The 16,554-nt window shown below is 47.3% G+C and carries 22 protein-coding genes; 12 read left to right on the top strand and 10 right to left on the bottom strand.

What is annotated here, in order from left to right:
- Positions 1-197: 197 nt before the first annotated feature.
- From mnhG to M3202_RS01635, 7 genes are read right to left on the bottom strand one after another with little or no spacing between them, the layout of a single operon-like run.
- A complete protein-coding gene (gene mnhG / locus M3202_RS01605) occupies positions 198-572 on the bottom strand; it encodes a monovalent cation/H(+) antiporter subunit G (RefSeq protein WP_251221620.1) in 375 nt (124 codons plus the stop codon).
- On the bottom strand, positions 550-834 hold the full coding sequence (locus M3202_RS01610; protein ID WP_251221621.1) for a Na(+)/H(+) antiporter subunit F1: 285 nt from the start codon (positions 832-834) through the stop codon (positions 550-552). The genes mnhG and M3202_RS01610 overlap by 23 nt, the downstream gene beginning before the upstream one ends.
- 1 nt (position 835) lies before the next feature.
- Entirely contained in the window at positions 836-1,312 is a 477-nt protein-coding gene (locus M3202_RS01615; protein WP_251221622.1) for a Na+/H+ antiporter subunit E, read from the bottom strand.
- Between the two features lie 6 nt (positions 1,313-1,318).
- The gene (locus M3202_RS01620) at positions 1,319-2,800 is read right to left on the bottom strand and encodes a Na+/H+ antiporter subunit D (RefSeq protein WP_251221623.1); all 1,482 of its coding nucleotides are present in this window, start codon (positions 2,798-2,800) and stop codon (positions 1,319-1,321) included.
- Positions 2,793-3,134 carry a Na(+)/H(+) antiporter subunit C gene (locus tag M3202_RS01625; protein WP_251221624.1) on the bottom strand — a complete coding sequence of 114 codons (342 nt, stop codon included), beginning with the start codon at positions 3,132-3,134 and terminating at the stop codon, positions 2,793-2,795. Before M3202_RS01625 ends, M3202_RS01620 begins: the two co-directional genes overlap by 8 nt.
- A complete protein-coding gene (locus tag M3202_RS01630) occupies positions 3,134-3,559 on the bottom strand; it encodes a Na(+)/H(+) antiporter subunit B (protein ID WP_251221625.1) in 426 nt (141 codons plus the stop codon). Before M3202_RS01630 ends, M3202_RS01625 begins: the two co-directional genes overlap by 1 nt.
- Positions 3,559-5,961, bottom strand: a complete 2,403-nt coding sequence (locus M3202_RS01635; RefSeq protein ID WP_251221626.1) for a Na+/H+ antiporter subunit A — start codon at positions 5,959-5,961, stop codon at positions 3,559-3,561. Before M3202_RS01635 ends, M3202_RS01630 begins: the two co-directional genes overlap by 1 nt.
- A gap of 344 nt (positions 5,962-6,305) precedes the next feature.
- On the opposite strand from M3202_RS01635, the gene M3202_RS01640 reads away from it, so the two are divergent.
- On the top strand, positions 6,306-6,518 hold the full coding sequence (locus M3202_RS01640; RefSeq protein WP_251221627.1) for a hypothetical protein: 213 nt from the start codon (positions 6,306-6,308) through the stop codon (positions 6,516-6,518).
- 78 nt (positions 6,519-6,596) lie between these two features.
- On the opposite strand, the gene M3202_RS01645 is transcribed toward M3202_RS01640, so the two are convergent.
- Entirely contained in the window at positions 6,597-6,737 is a 141-nt protein-coding gene (locus tag M3202_RS01645; RefSeq protein ID WP_251194263.1) for a sporulation histidine kinase inhibitor Sda, read from the bottom strand.
- A gap of 411 nt (positions 6,738-7,148) precedes the next feature.
- Here M3202_RS01645 and M3202_RS01650 point away from each other — a divergent pair, with 411 nt between their 5' ends.
- The 9 genes from M3202_RS01650 to M3202_RS01690 are packed head-to-tail and all read left to right on the top strand — an operon-like array spanning position 7,149 to position 13,089.
- Complete coding sequence (locus tag M3202_RS01650) at positions 7,149-7,673, top strand: YqeG family HAD IIIA-type phosphatase (RefSeq protein ID WP_349775595.1); 525 nt, start codon at positions 7,149-7,151, stop codon at positions 7,671-7,673.
- On the top strand, positions 7,674-8,783 hold the full coding sequence (gene yqeH / locus M3202_RS01655) for a ribosome biogenesis GTPase YqeH (RefSeq protein WP_251221629.1): 1,110 nt from the start codon (positions 7,674-7,676) through the stop codon (positions 8,781-8,783).
- A gap of 31 nt (positions 8,784-8,814) precedes the next feature.
- Entirely contained in the window at positions 8,815-9,651 is an 837-nt protein-coding gene (gene aroE / locus M3202_RS01660; RefSeq protein WP_251221630.1) for a shikimate dehydrogenase, read from the top strand.
- A complete protein-coding gene (gene yhbY, locus M3202_RS01665) occupies positions 9,651-9,944 on the top strand; it encodes a ribosome assembly RNA-binding protein YhbY (protein WP_251194259.1) in 294 nt (97 codons plus the stop codon). The genes aroE and yhbY overlap by 1 nt, the downstream gene beginning before the upstream one ends.
- A 14-nt stretch (positions 9,945-9,958) precedes the next feature.
- Positions 9,959-10,555 (top strand): nicotinate-nucleotide adenylyltransferase, encoded by a 597-nt coding sequence (locus M3202_RS01670; RefSeq protein ID WP_251221631.1) that lies wholly within the window; start codon positions 9,959-9,961, stop codon positions 10,553-10,555.
- Positions 10,524-11,093 carry a bis(5'-nucleosyl)-tetraphosphatase (symmetrical) YqeK gene (yqeK, locus tag M3202_RS01675; RefSeq protein ID WP_251221632.1) on the top strand — a complete coding sequence of 190 codons (570 nt, stop codon included), beginning with the start codon at positions 10,524-10,526 and terminating at the stop codon, positions 11,091-11,093. The genes M3202_RS01670 and yqeK overlap by 32 nt, the downstream gene beginning before the upstream one ends.
- A gap of 45 nt (positions 11,094-11,138) precedes the next feature.
- A complete protein-coding gene (gene rsfS / locus M3202_RS01680; protein ID WP_251221633.1) occupies positions 11,139-11,492 on the top strand; it encodes a ribosome silencing factor in 354 nt (117 codons plus the stop codon).
- Complete coding sequence (locus tag M3202_RS01685; protein ID WP_251221634.1) at positions 11,492-12,352, top strand: CvfB family protein; 861 nt, start codon at positions 11,492-11,494, stop codon at positions 12,350-12,352. The genes rsfS and M3202_RS01685 overlap by 1 nt, the downstream gene beginning before the upstream one ends.
- Positions 12,349-13,089: a class I SAM-dependent DNA methyltransferase gene (locus M3202_RS01690; protein ID WP_251221635.1), complete on the top strand. Its 741-nt coding sequence runs from the start codon at positions 12,349-12,351 to the stop codon at positions 13,087-13,089. Before M3202_RS01685 ends, M3202_RS01690 begins: the two co-directional genes overlap by 4 nt.
- A 95-nt stretch (positions 13,090-13,184) precedes the next feature.
- Here M3202_RS01690 and comER read toward each other — a convergent pair whose 3' ends face one another.
- On the bottom strand, positions 13,185-14,009 hold the full coding sequence (gene comER / locus M3202_RS01695; RefSeq protein WP_251221636.1) for a late competence protein ComER: 825 nt from the start codon (positions 14,007-14,009) through the stop codon (positions 13,185-13,187).
- Positions 14,010-14,237: 228 nt separating this feature from the next.
- Positions 14,238-14,495, bottom strand: a complete 258-nt coding sequence (locus M3202_RS01700; protein WP_251221637.1) for a DUF2533 family protein — start codon at positions 14,493-14,495, stop codon at positions 14,238-14,240.
- Positions 14,496-14,561: 66 nt separating this feature from the next.
- On the opposite strand from M3202_RS01700, the gene M3202_RS01705 reads away from it, so the two are divergent.
- Positions 14,562-15,167 carry a helix-hairpin-helix domain-containing protein gene (locus M3202_RS01705; protein WP_251221638.1) on the top strand — a complete coding sequence of 202 codons (606 nt, stop codon included), beginning with the start codon at positions 14,562-14,564 and terminating at the stop codon, positions 15,165-15,167.
- A 75-nt stretch (positions 15,168-15,242) separates the two neighbouring features.
- Entirely contained in the window at positions 15,243-16,532 is a 1,290-nt protein-coding gene (locus M3202_RS01710; protein WP_251221639.1) for a homocysteine synthase, read from the top strand.
- Positions 16,533-16,554: the final 22 nt, after the last annotated feature.

The following is a 16,554-nucleotide window of genomic DNA, read 5'->3' on the forward strand; positions in this document are numbered from 1 at the left end:
GCTGGGAAAAAGGTTGTTTTTTGACCATTTTCCCAGCCCTGGCGAATGCTTAAAGCCCACTGAAAAAGGACGATTTTCAGTGGGCTTTTTAGTAATGAGCATAGCCGTTGCCCGATTTTGAAAGGCCTTGCTACGAGCGGGTGTCTCGAAGCACGGCGCGCAACGCTAATGCCGACGATGTCAAAGCATCCTCTTCTTTATTCTGCCTCAGCGGCTGCTTTCTTTTTCTTTTCGACAACGGGCTTCAGCTCGTCCTGAACGCTATGTTCCCAAAGCTGGACACCGGAGTAGTAAGCCGATCTTGAAATCAGATGCCCCGCCACCGGAGAGGTAATAAAGACAAAAAGAATACCGAGGATAAGACGGGCATCTAAGCCGTGATCCTGATAAAAATAAACTAAAGCTCCCAGTAAAATGAGCATTACCCCGAGTGTTGCACTCTTTGAAGCGGCGTGAGCGCGGGAATAAATATCGGGAAGCCGGAATAAGCCGATCGTTGTGACTAAGCTTAGGAAAGTCCCGCTGAGCACGAGAATCGCCACGATCGTATTAATGATCTCGTTTTCGTTCAAGAACAACACCCCTCTCAATAAATTTGGCAAAGGCGACTGTTCCGATAAAAGCAAGAACACCGACGAGCAGAATGACTTCAAAAAATGCCGATGTCCGAAGCAGCATGGAGAGAACCCCTACCATTGCGATCATCGTGATCCCGACCGTATCAAGAGCGATGACCCGGTCTGCCGGCGAAGGACCTTTAATAACGCGGTAAATACTGCCCAATAATGAAAGGGAAAGAAGGGATAAGGCGACAACCAGTATTGTAGTAAACACGTTAGCTGCTCACCTCCATAATCGCTTTTTCAAAGCTGTTTTTAATGGACGAAATCGCTTCGTCAATATCATCAATATTCATCGCGTGAATGTAAAGCGTGCGCTGATCGTCGGATACATCCACGACGAGAGTTCCAGGAGTAAGGGTGATCAGCGATGACAGAAGTGTGATTTCCCAATCTGCCTTCAGTTCTGTTTGCAAAGCGAAAATTCCCGGTTTAATCGACAGCTTTGGCTGAAGCACTTGTTTGATGACCGTCATATTGGACATCACAAGCTCCTTTAAAAAGATAAACGTTAACTTCAGCACAGCATAAAGCTTCTGAACATAGAGCGGACCTGGGAAAAAACGTCTCACAATAATGAGAATGAGCATCCCGACGAGGAAACCGATAATAAATGTCGGCAAGTCCCACGAGCTATAAAGAAACATCCAGACAAACGTGAGTATGAGATTCAGTAAAAGTTGAAAAGCCATAATGACCTACTCCTTTAGTACAGCTTCAATGTAAATTTCAGGGTTAAGCAGGGTGAAGGTAGCATCGGCGACATATGGATAAACAAACTCTGCTCCCATTCCCATCAAGAAGGATAAGACGAGCAGGAAGACGCTCGGATAAACCAGCCCTTTAATTTGTCCGCTATTATGAGTTTCAGGCAGGCGATCCTCTCCCAAAATGACGAGAAAGAAGATTCTCATCACTGAATACAGGACGAGCAAGCTGGACAAGAGAAGGACACCGACAAAGACGTATTGCTCGGCGAGAAAGCCTCCCTGGATCAAGGCGAGCTTTCCAAAGAACCCGCTCAATGGAGGTACCCCCGCAAGCGACAAGGCTGCGACTAAAAACGACCAGCCGAGCAGCGGATAATGCTTTATAATCCCGCTTGCCTGATTCATTTTCGTTGTCTGCGTAATGGCGATAATGGCTCCAACCAGCAGGAAGAGCGCTGCTTTAATCATCATATCATGGAGCAAATAGAAAATGCCGCCGAATAATCCATCTTCATTGAAAGAAGACAGCCCTAGTAAAATGAAGCCGACTCCAGCTACAACGTTGTAGACGAGAATCTTATGGAGATCATTGTACGCGACAGCACCGATTACCCCGACGATCATTGTAATCGTTGCGAGTATCCCGATGATTTGATGAGTAATTTCAGGGTGATGATAAAAGATGATCGTAAACACCCGGTAAATCGCGTAAATCCCGACTTTTGTCAACAGCCCGGCGAATATCGCCGAAATAACCGGAGGCGGTGCAGAATACGAGCCCGGTAACCAGAAGTACAGCGGGAAAATTGCGGCCTTCATCCCAAAGACGATTAAAAAGAGCAAGGCCACGACGGTAACGAGTCCCGGTTGACCGATTTCGGCAATCCGCTGGGAAAGGTCGGCCATATTCAGAGTGCCTGTCATTGAATACAAAAAGGCGACGGCTGTGACAAACAAAGCGGAGGAAATCACGTTGACAAGCACATACTTGATGGACTCCCCGAGCTGTGTCTTCGTTCCTCCCAGGACGATCAAGGCGTAAGAGGACATAAGCAGAACCTCAAAAAAGACGAACAGATTGAAGAGGTCCCCGGTTAAAAAGGCGCCAATAATACCAGTCAGTAAAAATTGGACGAGGGGATAATAGTAGTAATTCTTGCGTTCCAAATCAAGCCCCTTGTATGTAAACAAAGTCGTCGCAACTAATATGATACTGGAAAATAATACGAGCAATACGGACAGGGAATCAGCGACGAGCACGATGCCAAAAGGAGGCTGCCAGCCGCCAAGCTGATAAGAGCCGACCCCGTTCGTTAGCACGTCGCCAAGCAGAACGCCGCTCGTAGCGATAATCGCCAATCCCGATAGCATACTGAGCACTTTTTGTGCCACGATATGCTTCCGCAAAAAGAGTAAAATAACCCCGGTAAGCAATGGTATGAGTAATGGTGCAATTATAAGATTATTCATCGGATTCCAACCCTCTCATTTGTTCCATATCATCTGTCCCATGAACGTTATAAGCCCGGTAAGCAAGGACCAGGAAGAATGATGTCACCCCGAAGCTAATAACGATCGCTGTTAAGATAAGGGCTTGCGGTAAAGGGTCAGAATAGGCAGCTGCCTCTTGACCGAGTAGAGGAGCCGCCCCCTGCTTTAAGCCGCCCATCGTTAATAACAGCAGATGGACGCCGTGGCTCAGAATGCCAGTCCCGATAATGATCCGCGTGACATTTTTTGAAAGGATAAGGTAGGTTCCTATCATAAAGAGGATACCCACAACGATGGAGATAACAATTTCCATTATTTTTGATCCTCCCCAATTGAAAATATAATCGTTAGCGTGACGCCAATGACGACGAGATAGACGCCAATATCAAACAGCAGGGCAGTAGCCAATTCCGTTTCCCCGAGCAGAGGCAGCATAAAGTAGTCGAATGTGTGCGTTAAAAAGTTCGCCCCGAACACAAAAGCGCCTACCCCCGTCAGGACCGCGATCAGCAGTCCTAATGCCGTAATCATTTTAAAATCAATCGGAATCGTTTTTTTGACGGTATCAATATCAAAAGCCAACCCGAGCAGAACAAAGGCCGCAGCTGTCATGAGCCCGCCGATGAATCCGCCGCCCGGATTATGGTGACCGGCAAGGAAAACATAAATGGAGAAAATGATGATAATAAATATGATCAGCTGAGTCGCTGTCTTCAAAATGACATCATTTGTGCGCATTAGTGATCCTCCTTTGCCAGTCTTAATTTAATCATGGAATAAATGCCGAGTGCGGCAATTCCCAATACGAGAATTTCAAACAGCGTATCAAATCCACGGAAATCGACGAGGATGACATTCACCATGTTTTTACCACCGGCCTCATCATAGCTTGCCTGGACGAAGTAATCCTTGAGCGACTCAAAGAACTTCGAGTTATGAGACGAGATCGCAAGCAATGTTATTAGTATGCCGACTCCTAAGCTGACGATAAAGTTTCCGACTTTAAACGAAGTACTTTCAAACTTTTGCTTAAAGACAGGTAAGTGGTAAAAGCACAGTAAAAACAGAACGGCCGAAACGGTTTCGATTACCATTTGAGTCAAAGCCAAATCCGGTGCCCGGAAGAAGACGAAGAACGTGGCCAGTGAATAGCCGACGGCTCCCAGCCCGACAATTGCCGTTAAACGTGTCTTGGCGAACATGACTACGAGGGCAGCCGTTACCATCACGACGCCGATTAACGTTTCAAAGAAGGTGATTGGCGCGGCTTCACCGCCAAACGCAAATCCATCCAGTTTAAAGAACATATAACCGATAAACAGCACCATGAAAGAATAGATGTAAATTAAATAGTGTCTGATGCTTCCCGTCATGTAGGTGGAAGTCAGTCTTTTTCCTCCTGTGCTAATACCGGCAAGCGCTCCGTCATACAAATAGTTAATTGGATCGCGCTCTCTTAAGTAAAATGACATCTGTGCCCATTTCTTCATCGTCAGGAAAACCAATGAACCTAAGATGATAACACCGATGGTCATAAACAGCTCAAGGTTAAAACCGTGCCAATGGTAAATATCAATTTTAAACACTTCGCCTTCCGCAAGCAATGTCGGCAGAATGGCCTCCATCGCCGGATTAATGAGCGTATAGGCGAGTAGATTTGGGAAGAAACCAAAGATCACGACAAGAGAGCCGAGCACGATTGGACTGATTAACATGCCAATTGGCGCCTCATGAACCTTCACATCATACTTCTCAGGCTTAAACGGCCCTGTGAACGTTTTGAAAAAGAGGATCGCACAGTAGGCAAAGGTAAAAATACTCGCAACCCAGGCGAGGATCGGGAATAATAAACCCCATGTCGGCATGTTGAAAATGCCCAGCTCCGTCGCATTTAGAACACCTGTAAAAAACATCTCCTTACTTAAAAACCCATTGAACGGCGGTAAACCGGCCATTGAAGCGAGACCAATTAAAGAGATTGTAAAGGTGATCGGCATGATTGTCATCAAGCCGCCGAGATTCCGGATATCGCGCGTTCCGGTTTCATGGTCGATAATCCCGGCTGTCATAAACAGGCTTCCTTTAAAGGTCGCGTGATTAATTAAATGGAAGATGGCCGCCAGGACGGCGATTGTATACATCTCCGTATTCGTCCCATCACTAAAGTATAAGGAAGCTGAACCGAGGCCGAGCAAGCACATAATCAGGCCAAGCTGACTAATCGTGGAAAAGGCTAAAATCCCTTTCAGATCTTTCTGTCTGACCGCGGAGAGAGAGCCCCAGAATAAGGTGATAATCCCGAAGCCGGACAACAGCCAAAACCATTCAGCCGCCCCGCCAAATACAGGCGTCAAACGGGCAACTAAATAAATACCGGCCTTTACCATAGTAGCAGAGTGAAGATAGGCGCTGACAGGAGTCGGAGCTTCCATCGCGTCAGGAAGCCAAATATGGAACGGAAACTGAGCCGATTTTGTGAAAGCACCAAGCAAAATCAGAAGCATTGCCGGCAGGAACAGGTTGCTGGCGGCGACGACATCAACGCTGGCAATAATTTCACGGATACTGAATGTTCCGGTAATTAAGTAGAGCAACGCGAACCCGGCGAGCATTGCAAATCCGCCAAAGACTGTAATCAGCATTGACTTCTGCGCGCCATATGTTGATTTTTTCCGGTGATACCAGTAACTGATTAATAAGGAAGAAGCCAGGCTTGTAAGCTCCCAAAAGGCATAAAGGACAATCAGGTTATCCGACAGGACAACGCCGAGCATCGCTCCCATGAACATCAGTAAATACACATAGAAGTTATTCAACTTTTCTTTCGTTTTAGATAAGTAATAAATGGAATAGAGAACAACGAGCGTTCCTATCCCGGTGATAAGCAAGGCAAACAATAAGCTCAGCCCATCAAGATAAACATTAAAATGAATGCCAAGTGAAGGCACCCAAGGAACCGTATGCTCGACCGTCCCCCCGTTAGAAGTGATCGGGAGTTGGCGAATAAAATAAACAAACAAAACAAGTGGCAAGATTAAAACAAACCACCCTGTATGTATCGATCTTGCGTACTTATACAAAAACGGAATCAAAATAGCTAACAAAAATGGAGAGATTGTAGCCCAATGTAAAACCGTCAACTGACATACCTCCTTCAACGTCGATAAATAGAATGTAATGCAAGGCTCTTTTCTCCATGACGGACTACTAGATAGAACCACCGTGAGAACTAAAACAAATTATAACCTAAATTCAATAGACATGCACCCTTCGTCTCTATTTGCTTTTCGCTGTTTTTTTGTTCAGTTAAATATGTAGAAAAAGAACGAAAAAATCCAAGATTTTTTTTCTGATAATAAAAAATGTGAAGAATTTTTTACAGTTTAGCTGGCGGGCTTCTTTGCAGCTGTATATGTATATTTTGCCATAAAAAGCGCCATCCTATGAGGAGAGCATTTACCTCTTCCAACAGGAGTGACGGACTATGAGCAATAAAAAGAAAGGCACGATTGCAGCAGGCATTTTTACGACGCTGATTGCAGTAGGGTGGATAGCAAATGAATGGAACCAGCGTATAATAGATGAAAAAGGATTGGACCCGTCTGATGGAGTGATTATCCAGGGCAGGCAGGAAGGAGAGGTTCCGCAAGCAGTTCCTTTTAAACCAAGAGAATATATTCGCATCGGCCCCCGTTAGTCAGCTTCATTTATTCTGGGGCGCGCGGCGAAACAAAGAAAGGTGTCCTGAAAGCCAATGCTTTCAGGACACCTTCTTTTAAGAGGACATTTTAATTTTATCGGTAAGGGAGCGCTTTACAATTTCCTGATAAATTAACTCGATAAAGTCTTCGTTAAGTTCTAAATCAATCGCTTTGAAATATGTCTCAAGGAGCAATTCGTTTGAAAGGTTGTCCATTTTGGATCCTGCCCAGGTTAGTCAGAGCAGGTTTCACCTCCTTTAATATAGATGGTAGAAAACAGGTATATTTATTTCCGTCATTTCATATGGTAGTAAGTTGTTCAGATCCTTTGTACTTCCTATCCTACCATGAGTTGTAAAATAGAACAACTGTTCGATTTATCCACATAGAAACGTGGATAACTTGTTAATTGCTTGTACATAATTTTAAGAAAGCTTGATAGCGCATACCTTTTAGCCGTGTATAAAGTTATCCACAGTGTTGATTGCCATCTGATCTTGTCGAAAAATTTTTAATGATTTGCATTAACGAGCTATAAAAATATGGATATCAATTGAAAATCTTGGGCAGGACAGGTATAGTTAAAGTTTGATTAGAAGTCCGTGCAGAAAACAGTAAGGAGGTGTGTGCGTTTGTTGAACAAGCTGCTTCCAAATCAATATGAAAAAAGCATTTATAATATTGACCTGGATGCTTTGCGCAAAAAAGGCATCAAAGGAGTTATTACCGACCTTGATAATACATTAGTGGAATGGGACCGCCCTGACGCAACGCCGGAAGTACGAGCCTGGTTGAAGCAGCTGAGAGAAGCAGGAATGAAGGTGACGATTGTCTCGAATAATACGAGTAAGCGTGTAAAAGCATTTGCGGAGCCGGAGGGTATTGTATTTATTCATGCAGCGCGAAAGCCGCAGCGCAGAGCGTTTCGGCAGGCTTGCCAAGCGATGGAGTTGGCAAAGGATGAAGTTGTCGTGATCGGCGATCAAATTTTTACTGATGTACTGGGAGGTAACAGGGCCGGGCTGCATACGATTCTCGTCGTCCCCGTCTCAAGTTCTGATGGATGGGCAACGAGGCTGAACAGAAGAATGGAACGGATTGTATTGAATTGGATGAAAAGACGTGGAATGATTCAGTGGGAGGATGAATAGATGGAAGAACGACAAATCATATGCTCCGGTTGCGGAGTAGCCGTACAGACTAAGGACAAAACAGGCTTGGGCTATGCGCCGCCTTCTGCCTTGGAACGCGACGTTATTACATGCCAGCGCTGTTTTCGCTTGAAGCACTACAATGAAGTGCAGGACGTCGCCCTGACGGATGACGACTTTTTAAAAATATTAAACGGACTTGGCAAGACGGATGCGCTGATCGTCAAGATTGTTGACATTTTTGATTTTACGGGAAGCTGGCTTCCGGGTCTGCACCGCTTTGTCGGTGGGAATCCGGTTCTCCTCGTCGGTAATAAAGTCGATTTGTTACCGAAGTCGCTAAACCAAAACCGGTTAGTGAACTGGATGAAAAAATCAGCGAAGGAGCTCGGACTAAAGCCGGTTGATGTCATGCTGATGAGCGCAGACAAGAATCAGGGTGTGGAAGAGGTGGCAGCTGCGATTGATGAACTGCGCGAAGGGAAGGATGTCTACGTTGTCGGCTGTACGAACGTCGGGAAATCGACTTTTATTAATCAGATCATTAAAGCGTTTGGCGGAGATTCCGAGCAACTGATTACGACCTCTTATTTTCCCGGAACGACCCTTGATATGATCGACATTCCGCTTGATGACGGAAGCACATTGTATGATACGCCGGGGATTATTAACCATCATCAAATGGCGCATCATGTAGATAAGCAGGAGTTGAAGATCATCACCCCGAAAAAAGAGATCAAACCGATGAATTTTCAGCTTAACGAGGGACAGACGTTATTTTTGGGCGGGCTCGTCCGCTTTGATTTTCTGAAAGGCGACCGAACGTCCTTTACATGCTATTGTTCAAATGAACTTCATATCCATCGCACGAAACAGGAAAAAGCCGATCAGCTGTATGAGGAGCATCTCGGAGACCTGTTGACACCGCCGGGCCCGGAGACGAAGTCGGACCTGCCGCCGCTCGTGAAGCATAGCTTTCGTGTGAAGGAAGAGAAGGTTGACATCGTCTTTTCCGGCCTTGGCTGGGTAACGGTGAACGGCACACATATTGTGCTTGAAGCCTATGCGCCAAAAGGCGTTGAGGTGTCGATCCGCGAGTCACTTATCTAACATATGTCTGGAAAAAAGCGAGGGGAGAAAGATGGGGAAAGTCTTTGGGTTGCTTGGCCATCCGGTCGGACACTCGATGTCGCCGCTTATTCATAATGATGCGTTTCGCTCTTTAGGAATTGACGCGAGTTATCATGCGTTTGATGTAAGGCCGGATCAGGTGAAAGAGGCGATAGAGGGGATTAGAGCTTTAGGCATTGCAGGCTGTAATGTCACCGTTCCTCACAAAGTGGCGGTCATCCCTCATTTGGATAAAATTGATGAGGAAGCTGAACAGATCGGAGCCGTGAATACGATTGTGAACGAGGACGGCTGTTTAATCGGCTATAATACCGACGGGCGTGGCTATGTCGAATCACTGCTGGAAGAAACGAACGCTTTAGCCGATAAGCATGTGCTGATGATCGGAGCCGGCGGAGCGGCCCGCGGGGTCGTAACTGCGTTGTTGCGCGAAGGAATCGGCAAGCTGACGATGACAAACCGGACGCTTGAGAAGACAGAGCCGCTTCTTCAGCTGGCGCGCGAGTTCGCGACAGATGCGGAAGCGATTCACAAGCAGGAGGCGGAAGGGCGCCTCGCTGAATTTACTATTATCATTAACTCAACCTCAATTGGGATGAGTCCAAATGTCGAAGAGATTCCACTGTCGCTTGAACGAATTACGAGCGATCAGGTTGTCAGTGATTTAATTTATAATCCGCTGGAGACGAAGCTGTTAAAAGAAGCGGCAATGCGGGGAGCGAAAACGGTCAATGGTGTAGGAATGTTTGTCAATCAGGCCGCACTTTCGTTTCAGCATTGGACGAAGCAGCAGCCGGACCGGAACCGGATGAAGAACATTGTATTGGAAAAATTAGGAGGGTCATGATGTTAACCGGAAAACAAAAACGATTTTTGCGTTCAAAAGCGCATCATTTAAATCCGATTTTTCAAGTCGGAAAAGGCGGCGTCAATCAAAATATGAGCAAGCAGGTGGCGGAAGCACTTGAAGCGCGCGAGCTTCTCAAAGTGAGTATTTTACAAAACTGTGAGGATGATAAGCAGGAAGTGGCGGACGCTTTGGCGAAAACGACGGGAGCCGAAGTCGTTCAGATCATTGGTCATACGATCGTGCTGTACAAAGAATCAAAAGAACATAAAGAGCTGATTCTCCCTTCCTAAGAGGAGGTGTAACCGTGAAGAAAATAGGCTTGTTTGGCGGAACGTTTAATCCGCCGCATCTTGGCCATATGCTATTCGCGCAGGAAGCGTGTTTAGCTTATGAGCTTGATGAACTATGGTTCATCCCTGTCAATGTACCTCCTCATAAGGAAAGCGATGAATTGGCGTCAAACAAGGACCGGATTGATATGCTGAAGAAGGTGACGAAGCGGCATAAGACCTTTTCCGTTTCCACGATTGAAGTGGAGCGGGAAGGTCCTTCCTATACGGTCGATACGGTGAAGCTGTTAAAAAAGCGCTATCCGGATGTGATGTTTTATTTTTTAATCGGCGGTGATATGATCGATTATTTGCCGCACTGGCATCGGATTGATGAGCTGATGACATTGGTGACTTTTATCGGCACGAAGCGTCCCGGCTCAACGTCGGCTTCCGCTTATTCAGGAGCAGTCGAGCTATTGGACATGGTGCAGGTTGATTATTCCTCCACGCTGATCCGGCAACGGGTGGCGGAAGGGAAGCCGATTACATATATGGTTCCTGATGAGGTTGAAAAAATCATAAAGGAAAGAGGATTGTATGAAGCGAGAAGAAGCCCTTCAACGGATTAAACCGCATTTAACGGAGCACCGTTATGCGCATACATTAGGGGTGCTCGAGAGCGCGCTCCTACTCGCTGAACGCTATGGCGCGGATCAAAAAAAAGCGGAGCTGGCGGCGATTTTTCACGATTACGCTAAATTTCGTAATAAAGAGGAAATGAGAGCGCTCGTTCAGGAAAGACTATCTGATAAGAGTATACTCGACTACGGGGATGAGCTTCTCCATGCTCCATGTGGCGCCTATTATGTCGCACAGGAGGTGGGGATTACCGATGAAGAGATCCTGAATGCAATTCGTTACCACACGACCGGCCGACCGGGGATGAGCCTGCTGGAAAAGATTATCTTCCTGGCCGATTACATTGAGCCGGGACGGGTATTTAAAGGAGTAGAGGAAGTACGGGAAATCGCCCAAAAGGATCTCGACAGGGCGATTGTCGCCGCGTTGGCGAACACGGTAACCTTTTTGCTGAAGCGTGGGCAGCTCGTTTATCCAAAAACGATTGACACGTATAATCACTTGATTGCCGAAGCAAAGAAAGCATAGTGCTTCAACTAATAAATCTTAAAATGAAAAAGGAGATGTGAGAGAATGAGTCATTCCCCCCTGCTATCGTTAGCAGTAAAAGCAATGGATGATAAGAAGGCGGAAAATATCGTGGCCCTGAACATGAAGGGGGTTTCCTTGATTGCCGATTATTTCGTCATTTGTCACGGGAATTCTGATAAGCAGGTGCAGGCGATTGCCCATGAAATCAAAAAGGTCATGCAGGAGCAGGATATCGATATTAAGCGTTTGGAAGGCTACGACCAGGCACGCTGGGTGCTCATCGATATCGGCGATGTTGTCGTTCACGTTTTTCATAAGGATGAGCGTTTGTATTACAATTTGGAAAAGCTGTGGGGCGACGCGCCAATTATTGAGTTAGAAGGAGTTTTAGGATAATGGAGCTAAAGCCCGGATTTGTCGTAACATTAGAGGTCGTACGTCAGGCGAGCTTCGGCTTCTTTTTAAGCGATGGAAACATCGACGTTCTTCTTCATCAACGAGAAGCGAAAGAAGGCGTTCAGGTAGGCGATAACGTGGAGGTGTATCTCTATCATGATCATCAGGGGCGACTGTCGGCGACGATGGAAGAGCCTTTGCTCAAGGTCGGAGAGATTGCCTGGCTTGAAGCGGTTTCCGTGCGAACAGGGCATGGAGTATTTTTTCATAACGGGATCGCCCGTGATCTGTTCCTGTCAATGGATGAACTTCCGTATGACCGTGAGCGCTGGCCGCAGCCCGGTGATAAGCTGCCACTCTCTTTAACGTGGGATAAAAAAGGACGTTTAATGGCCCGAATCGTCCGGGGAGAACCGATTGAAAAAATGGCGAAGCCGGCGCCAGCTGAGATGCTGAAGGAGGAGGTTGGCGGGTATGCCTACCATTTCCTTGATGAAGGAGTAAGGCTATTTACCGATGAAGGCTATATCGCGTTTTTGCATCAGGACGAAATGAATTCTGAGCCGCGGTACGGCGAATATGTCCAGGGGCGTGTTATTTTTGTTCGGGAAGACGGCAAGCTGAACGTCACTGCGCGACCGTTACGCTCGGAGCGTCAGCAGGAGGATTCAGAACGGATCTATGCTTATTTAGTTGAACGGGGAGGCTCGATGCCTTATTGGGATAAAACACCGCCGGAAGACATTAAGGCGCGGTTTCAAATGAGCAAGGCGGCTTTTAAACGAGCATTAGGGAAGCTGATGAAAGAAAACAAAATTGAACAGCGCGATGGCTGGACGTATGCGAAGGAGCAATCATGAGTTATCAAGTATTTGCGACGTTATATGATCAATTGATGAAGGAAGCTCCCTACGATGAGTGGCTCGCATATGTCAAGCGGCAGCTTGGTGATGGCCAGCTGGCAAACAAAGCGGTGATGGACGTCGGCTGCGGCACGGGAGAGCTGCTCATCCGCCTTGCGCTTGAAGGAGCCCAGGTGACAGGCGTCGACCTTTCCGCGGAAATGCTGGCGATCGCCAATGAAAAATGTGAAAAGGCAGGAGTGCGGGCGACGTTGCTGGAGCAGTCGATGACCGGACTTGTTAGTGAAGAGAGCTACGATCTGATCACGATTTTTTGTGACTCACTCAATTATCTTGAGCAGGAAAGCGATGTTCAGGCTACGTTCGAAAGCGCCTACAACCGGCTTCATACGGGGGGACTTCTCCTGTTTGATGTTCATTCCGTTCATAAGATTGAAGAAGGGTATATCGGTCAGACGTTCGCCGATGATGAAGGTGACATTGCTTACATTTGGACCGCCTTTCCTGGAGAGCATCAGGCCAGCGTCGAGCATGAGCTGACCTTTTTTATCCAGGATCAGCCTCCTTATTATATTAAAAAGGAAGAGCTGCATAAGCAACGGACGTTCGCAATCAGGCAATACGAAGCATGGCTGGCTGCAGCCGGCTTTACGGTAGAAAGCATTACGGCTGATTTCAAAGAAGCGCCACCGCATGAAGGCAGCGAGCGAATCTTTTTTTGTGCAAAAAAATAAAGGATTTTACAAGCAAATGGCGAAAAAAAGGGTAGATCAAACGGGTTACCTGCTTTCCCGTGATCTACCTCTGAGGCTGCGTGCTGTGCGAAGCTTTATTTATTGGCAAAGGCCGTTGTAAGCAGCTCCTTATCTTCGGCATATTTTTCCTGCGTTTGCTGAAACAGATGATCAAACATCTGTCCCACTTCCTCTTCCAGCACTTTGATTCCTTCTCCCGTAATGCCCCCGGGTACACACACTCTTTGCTGCAGCGATGGCAAGGTGAAATGCTCTTTCTCCAGTAATTTCCCCATACCGATCAGCATATTTGTCGCCAGAATAGTGGCATCTTCCTTCGAAATTTTTGTTTGCCGCACAGCCCCTTCAATAAACTGCTGAACCAAATAGCTGAAAAAAGCCGGGCCACAGCTGACGATATCCGAGGAAACGCGGGTAATGTCTTCCTCGATCAACAGAGGCTCCGAGATCGAACGCATAATTTGTGTGACGAGCCGGCGATCTTCATGCGTACATCTTTCGCCAAAGCTTAAAAGCGAAGAGCCGGTCAGCGCCCGGTTTAAAATGCTCGGAATCGCGCGCGCGACCTTGCAGTCCACCATATGCTCCAATTCCTTTACCGCAATCGGACTTGTAATTGAAATGAGGATTTTCTCCGGTCGGCAATGGGGTGCAAGCTGCCGAAGCAGTTCGGGGAACTGTAGCGGTTTAACACAAAGAAACGTGACATCGGCCTGCTTGACGACAGCCGTCCCATCTTCGGCCACATTCAGATCCGGGAACCGAGCCTGAAGCGCTTCTGCCTTCTGCTTTGTCCGGTTCGTAATGATTACTTGTTCGGCTGCGATTTGGCCGGAGTCAATGAACGATTCGAGCAGAATGGTCCCCATGCTTCCTGTCCCTATTATCCCGATTTTCATGATGCCCCCTCCTTCAATTCATTTTCACACGAACACCGTTATGACGAAGTGTATGATAGAACAACCGTCAATATGCCTCTTTTTTCATAGTGGCAATGGCAGCACTTGCCACAGGCCTGTTGTAAAAAACCGACTCTCTCCAAGGCTACTGAAAAACTTCTTTTTTCGCTCATTGCTAAGGGCTGGGCAAAAGGTAAAAAAACAACCTTTTGTCCCAGCCCCCGGAACTTATTTGCTGCGCTGAATGACGTCCTTGACCATGTCGATTGTGACGGTTTTTCTTACAGGAAAGTGAAAGCGCGTCGCAATTTGGTTCATTTCATTTGTAATCCGATTGATTTCGATTACGTTGATCGCCTGTCCCGCCTTCGCCTCAGCAAGCGCATATTCAATCGCTTGTTCGCGTTTTGCATCCAGTTCCCGGAATTGCTGTTGGGCGTGCCGGTGTTTTTTCACTTGTTCGCTGATTTGTAAATGGACTGCCATTGTTTTCTCTCCTTTGTTGCTTATTCTCACGAACGAAAATCCGATTTTAGAACAGGAGTGATCCCCGTGAAAACAGTAAAGTCTAATCGGCTACAGCTTGCTCTTGTCGGCGTCGTAGCTCTTTTAGTAAGTGTAGTCCTCTTTCAACATTTTCGCAACGCTCAAATAGATGAGGTCGCCCAGGCGGGTAATGATTTTTTATTTGAAGTTGAGAATGAGGCAGCCGCAGAGGAAGAGACGCCGGCGGAGCAGGTGATTATCGTTGATGTAAAGGGAGCGGTGCAGGCACCCGGCCTTTATAAGCTTGAGGAAGAGAGCCGGGTTTATGATGCGATCGAACGCGCCGGAGGATTTCGGGAGGATGCGGCGGAGCAACAGCTTAATTTGGCCGAACGCATCTATGATGAAATGATGATTTATGTTCCAACAGAAGGGGAAACGGAGGAGATGCCGACAAGTAACGGAGCGGATCGGGCTGGTAAAATCGCGATCAATCAGGCTGACGCCACGGAGCTCGAGCAGCTGCCGGGAATTGGCCCGGCGAAGGCGGAAGCGATTATCGCTTATCGCGAGGAACAAGGACGATTCAGCGATGTCGAGCAATTGCTTGACGTGCCGGGTATCGGGGCGAAGACGCTTGAACAGCTGCGAGAGCATATCAGTGTCAAATGAAAGCATTTCAACTAAAAGAATATTCTGATAAAATAAGTCTGTACGATTATTCCGTTTAATTGGGAGGAGAAAGAAATGACAGAAAAGAGAAGCTGGTCGATCGAGACGATCGCTGTTCATGGAGGGCAAGGAGTGGATTCAGCCACGCAGGCAAGAGCGGTGCCGATTTATCAAACGACGTCTTACGGGTTTAAAGATACAGAGCATGCCGCCGACCTGTTCGCTTTAAAAGAGTTCGGCAATATTTACACGCGAATTATGAATCCGACACAGGATGTCTTTGAAAAGCGGATGGCCGAGCTTGAAGGAGGAATTGGGGCGCTGGCGACAGCGAGTGGCAGCTCGGCGATCCACCTGGCGATTTTGAACATCTGTGAAGCGGGGGATGAGGTTGTCGCTTCAAGCTCGCTTTATGGAGGGACGTACAATCTATTTGTCCACACGTTTAAAAAAATTGGCATCACCGTCCGCCTTGTGGACGGAATGAAGCCGGAGGCTTTCGAGGAAGCCATCAATGAAAAAACAAAAGTAGTCTTCGCCGAAGTAATCGGCAATCCGAACGGGGATGTGCTTGACATCGCAGCCGTTGCTGACGTCGCCCATCGTCATAATCTGCCGTTGATGGTTGACGCGACGTTTGTCACGCCGGCGCTTTGCCGGCCGATTGAACATGGGGCGGATATTGTCGTTCATTCAGCGACGAAATTTATCGGAGGGCACGGGACGTCGATCGGGGGGATCATTGTTGACAGTGGCAAGTTTGACTGGAATAATGGCAAATTCCCGGGCTTGACAGAGCCGGATCCAAGCTATCACGGTCTTGTCTATACAGAAGCGCTCGGCCCGCTCGCTTATATTATTAAAGCACGCGTTCAGCTGTTGAGGGATCTTGGTCCGGCAATCGCGCCAATGAACGCGTTCCTGATGCTGCAAGGGCTGGAGACACTGCATTTGCGGATGGAACGTCATTGCGAAAACGCGCAGAGTGTGGCAGAATATTTGGATAAGCATGAATTAGTGGAATGGGTCTCGTATGCCGGACTTTCCTCTCACCGTTCCTATCAAAGCGCGGAACGCTATCTTCCAAAAGGCAAGGGCGCGATTTTAACGTTTGGCATTAAAGGCGGCCTGGAAGAAGGCAAACGATTTATTAATGCTTTGGAGATGTTTTCACATGTAGCAAACGTCGGCGATGCAAAATCATTGGTCATTCATCCGGCGAGCACGACCCATCAGCAATTAAGTGAAGCCGACCAAAGAGCGGCAGGAGTTTCACCGGAGCTTATCCGGCTCTCGATTGGGATTGAAGGAATTCAAGATATTATCGCCGACTTGGAGCAGGCTTTGCAGAAAAGCCAGGCCTAGGCTTCCGCGGTAAAAACGGAGT

This window comes from Halalkalibacter oceani (genome assembly GCF_023715605.1).
GTDB classification, from domain to species: domain Bacteria; phylum Bacillota; class Bacilli; order Bacillales; family Bacillaceae_D; genus Halalkalibacter; species Halalkalibacter oceani.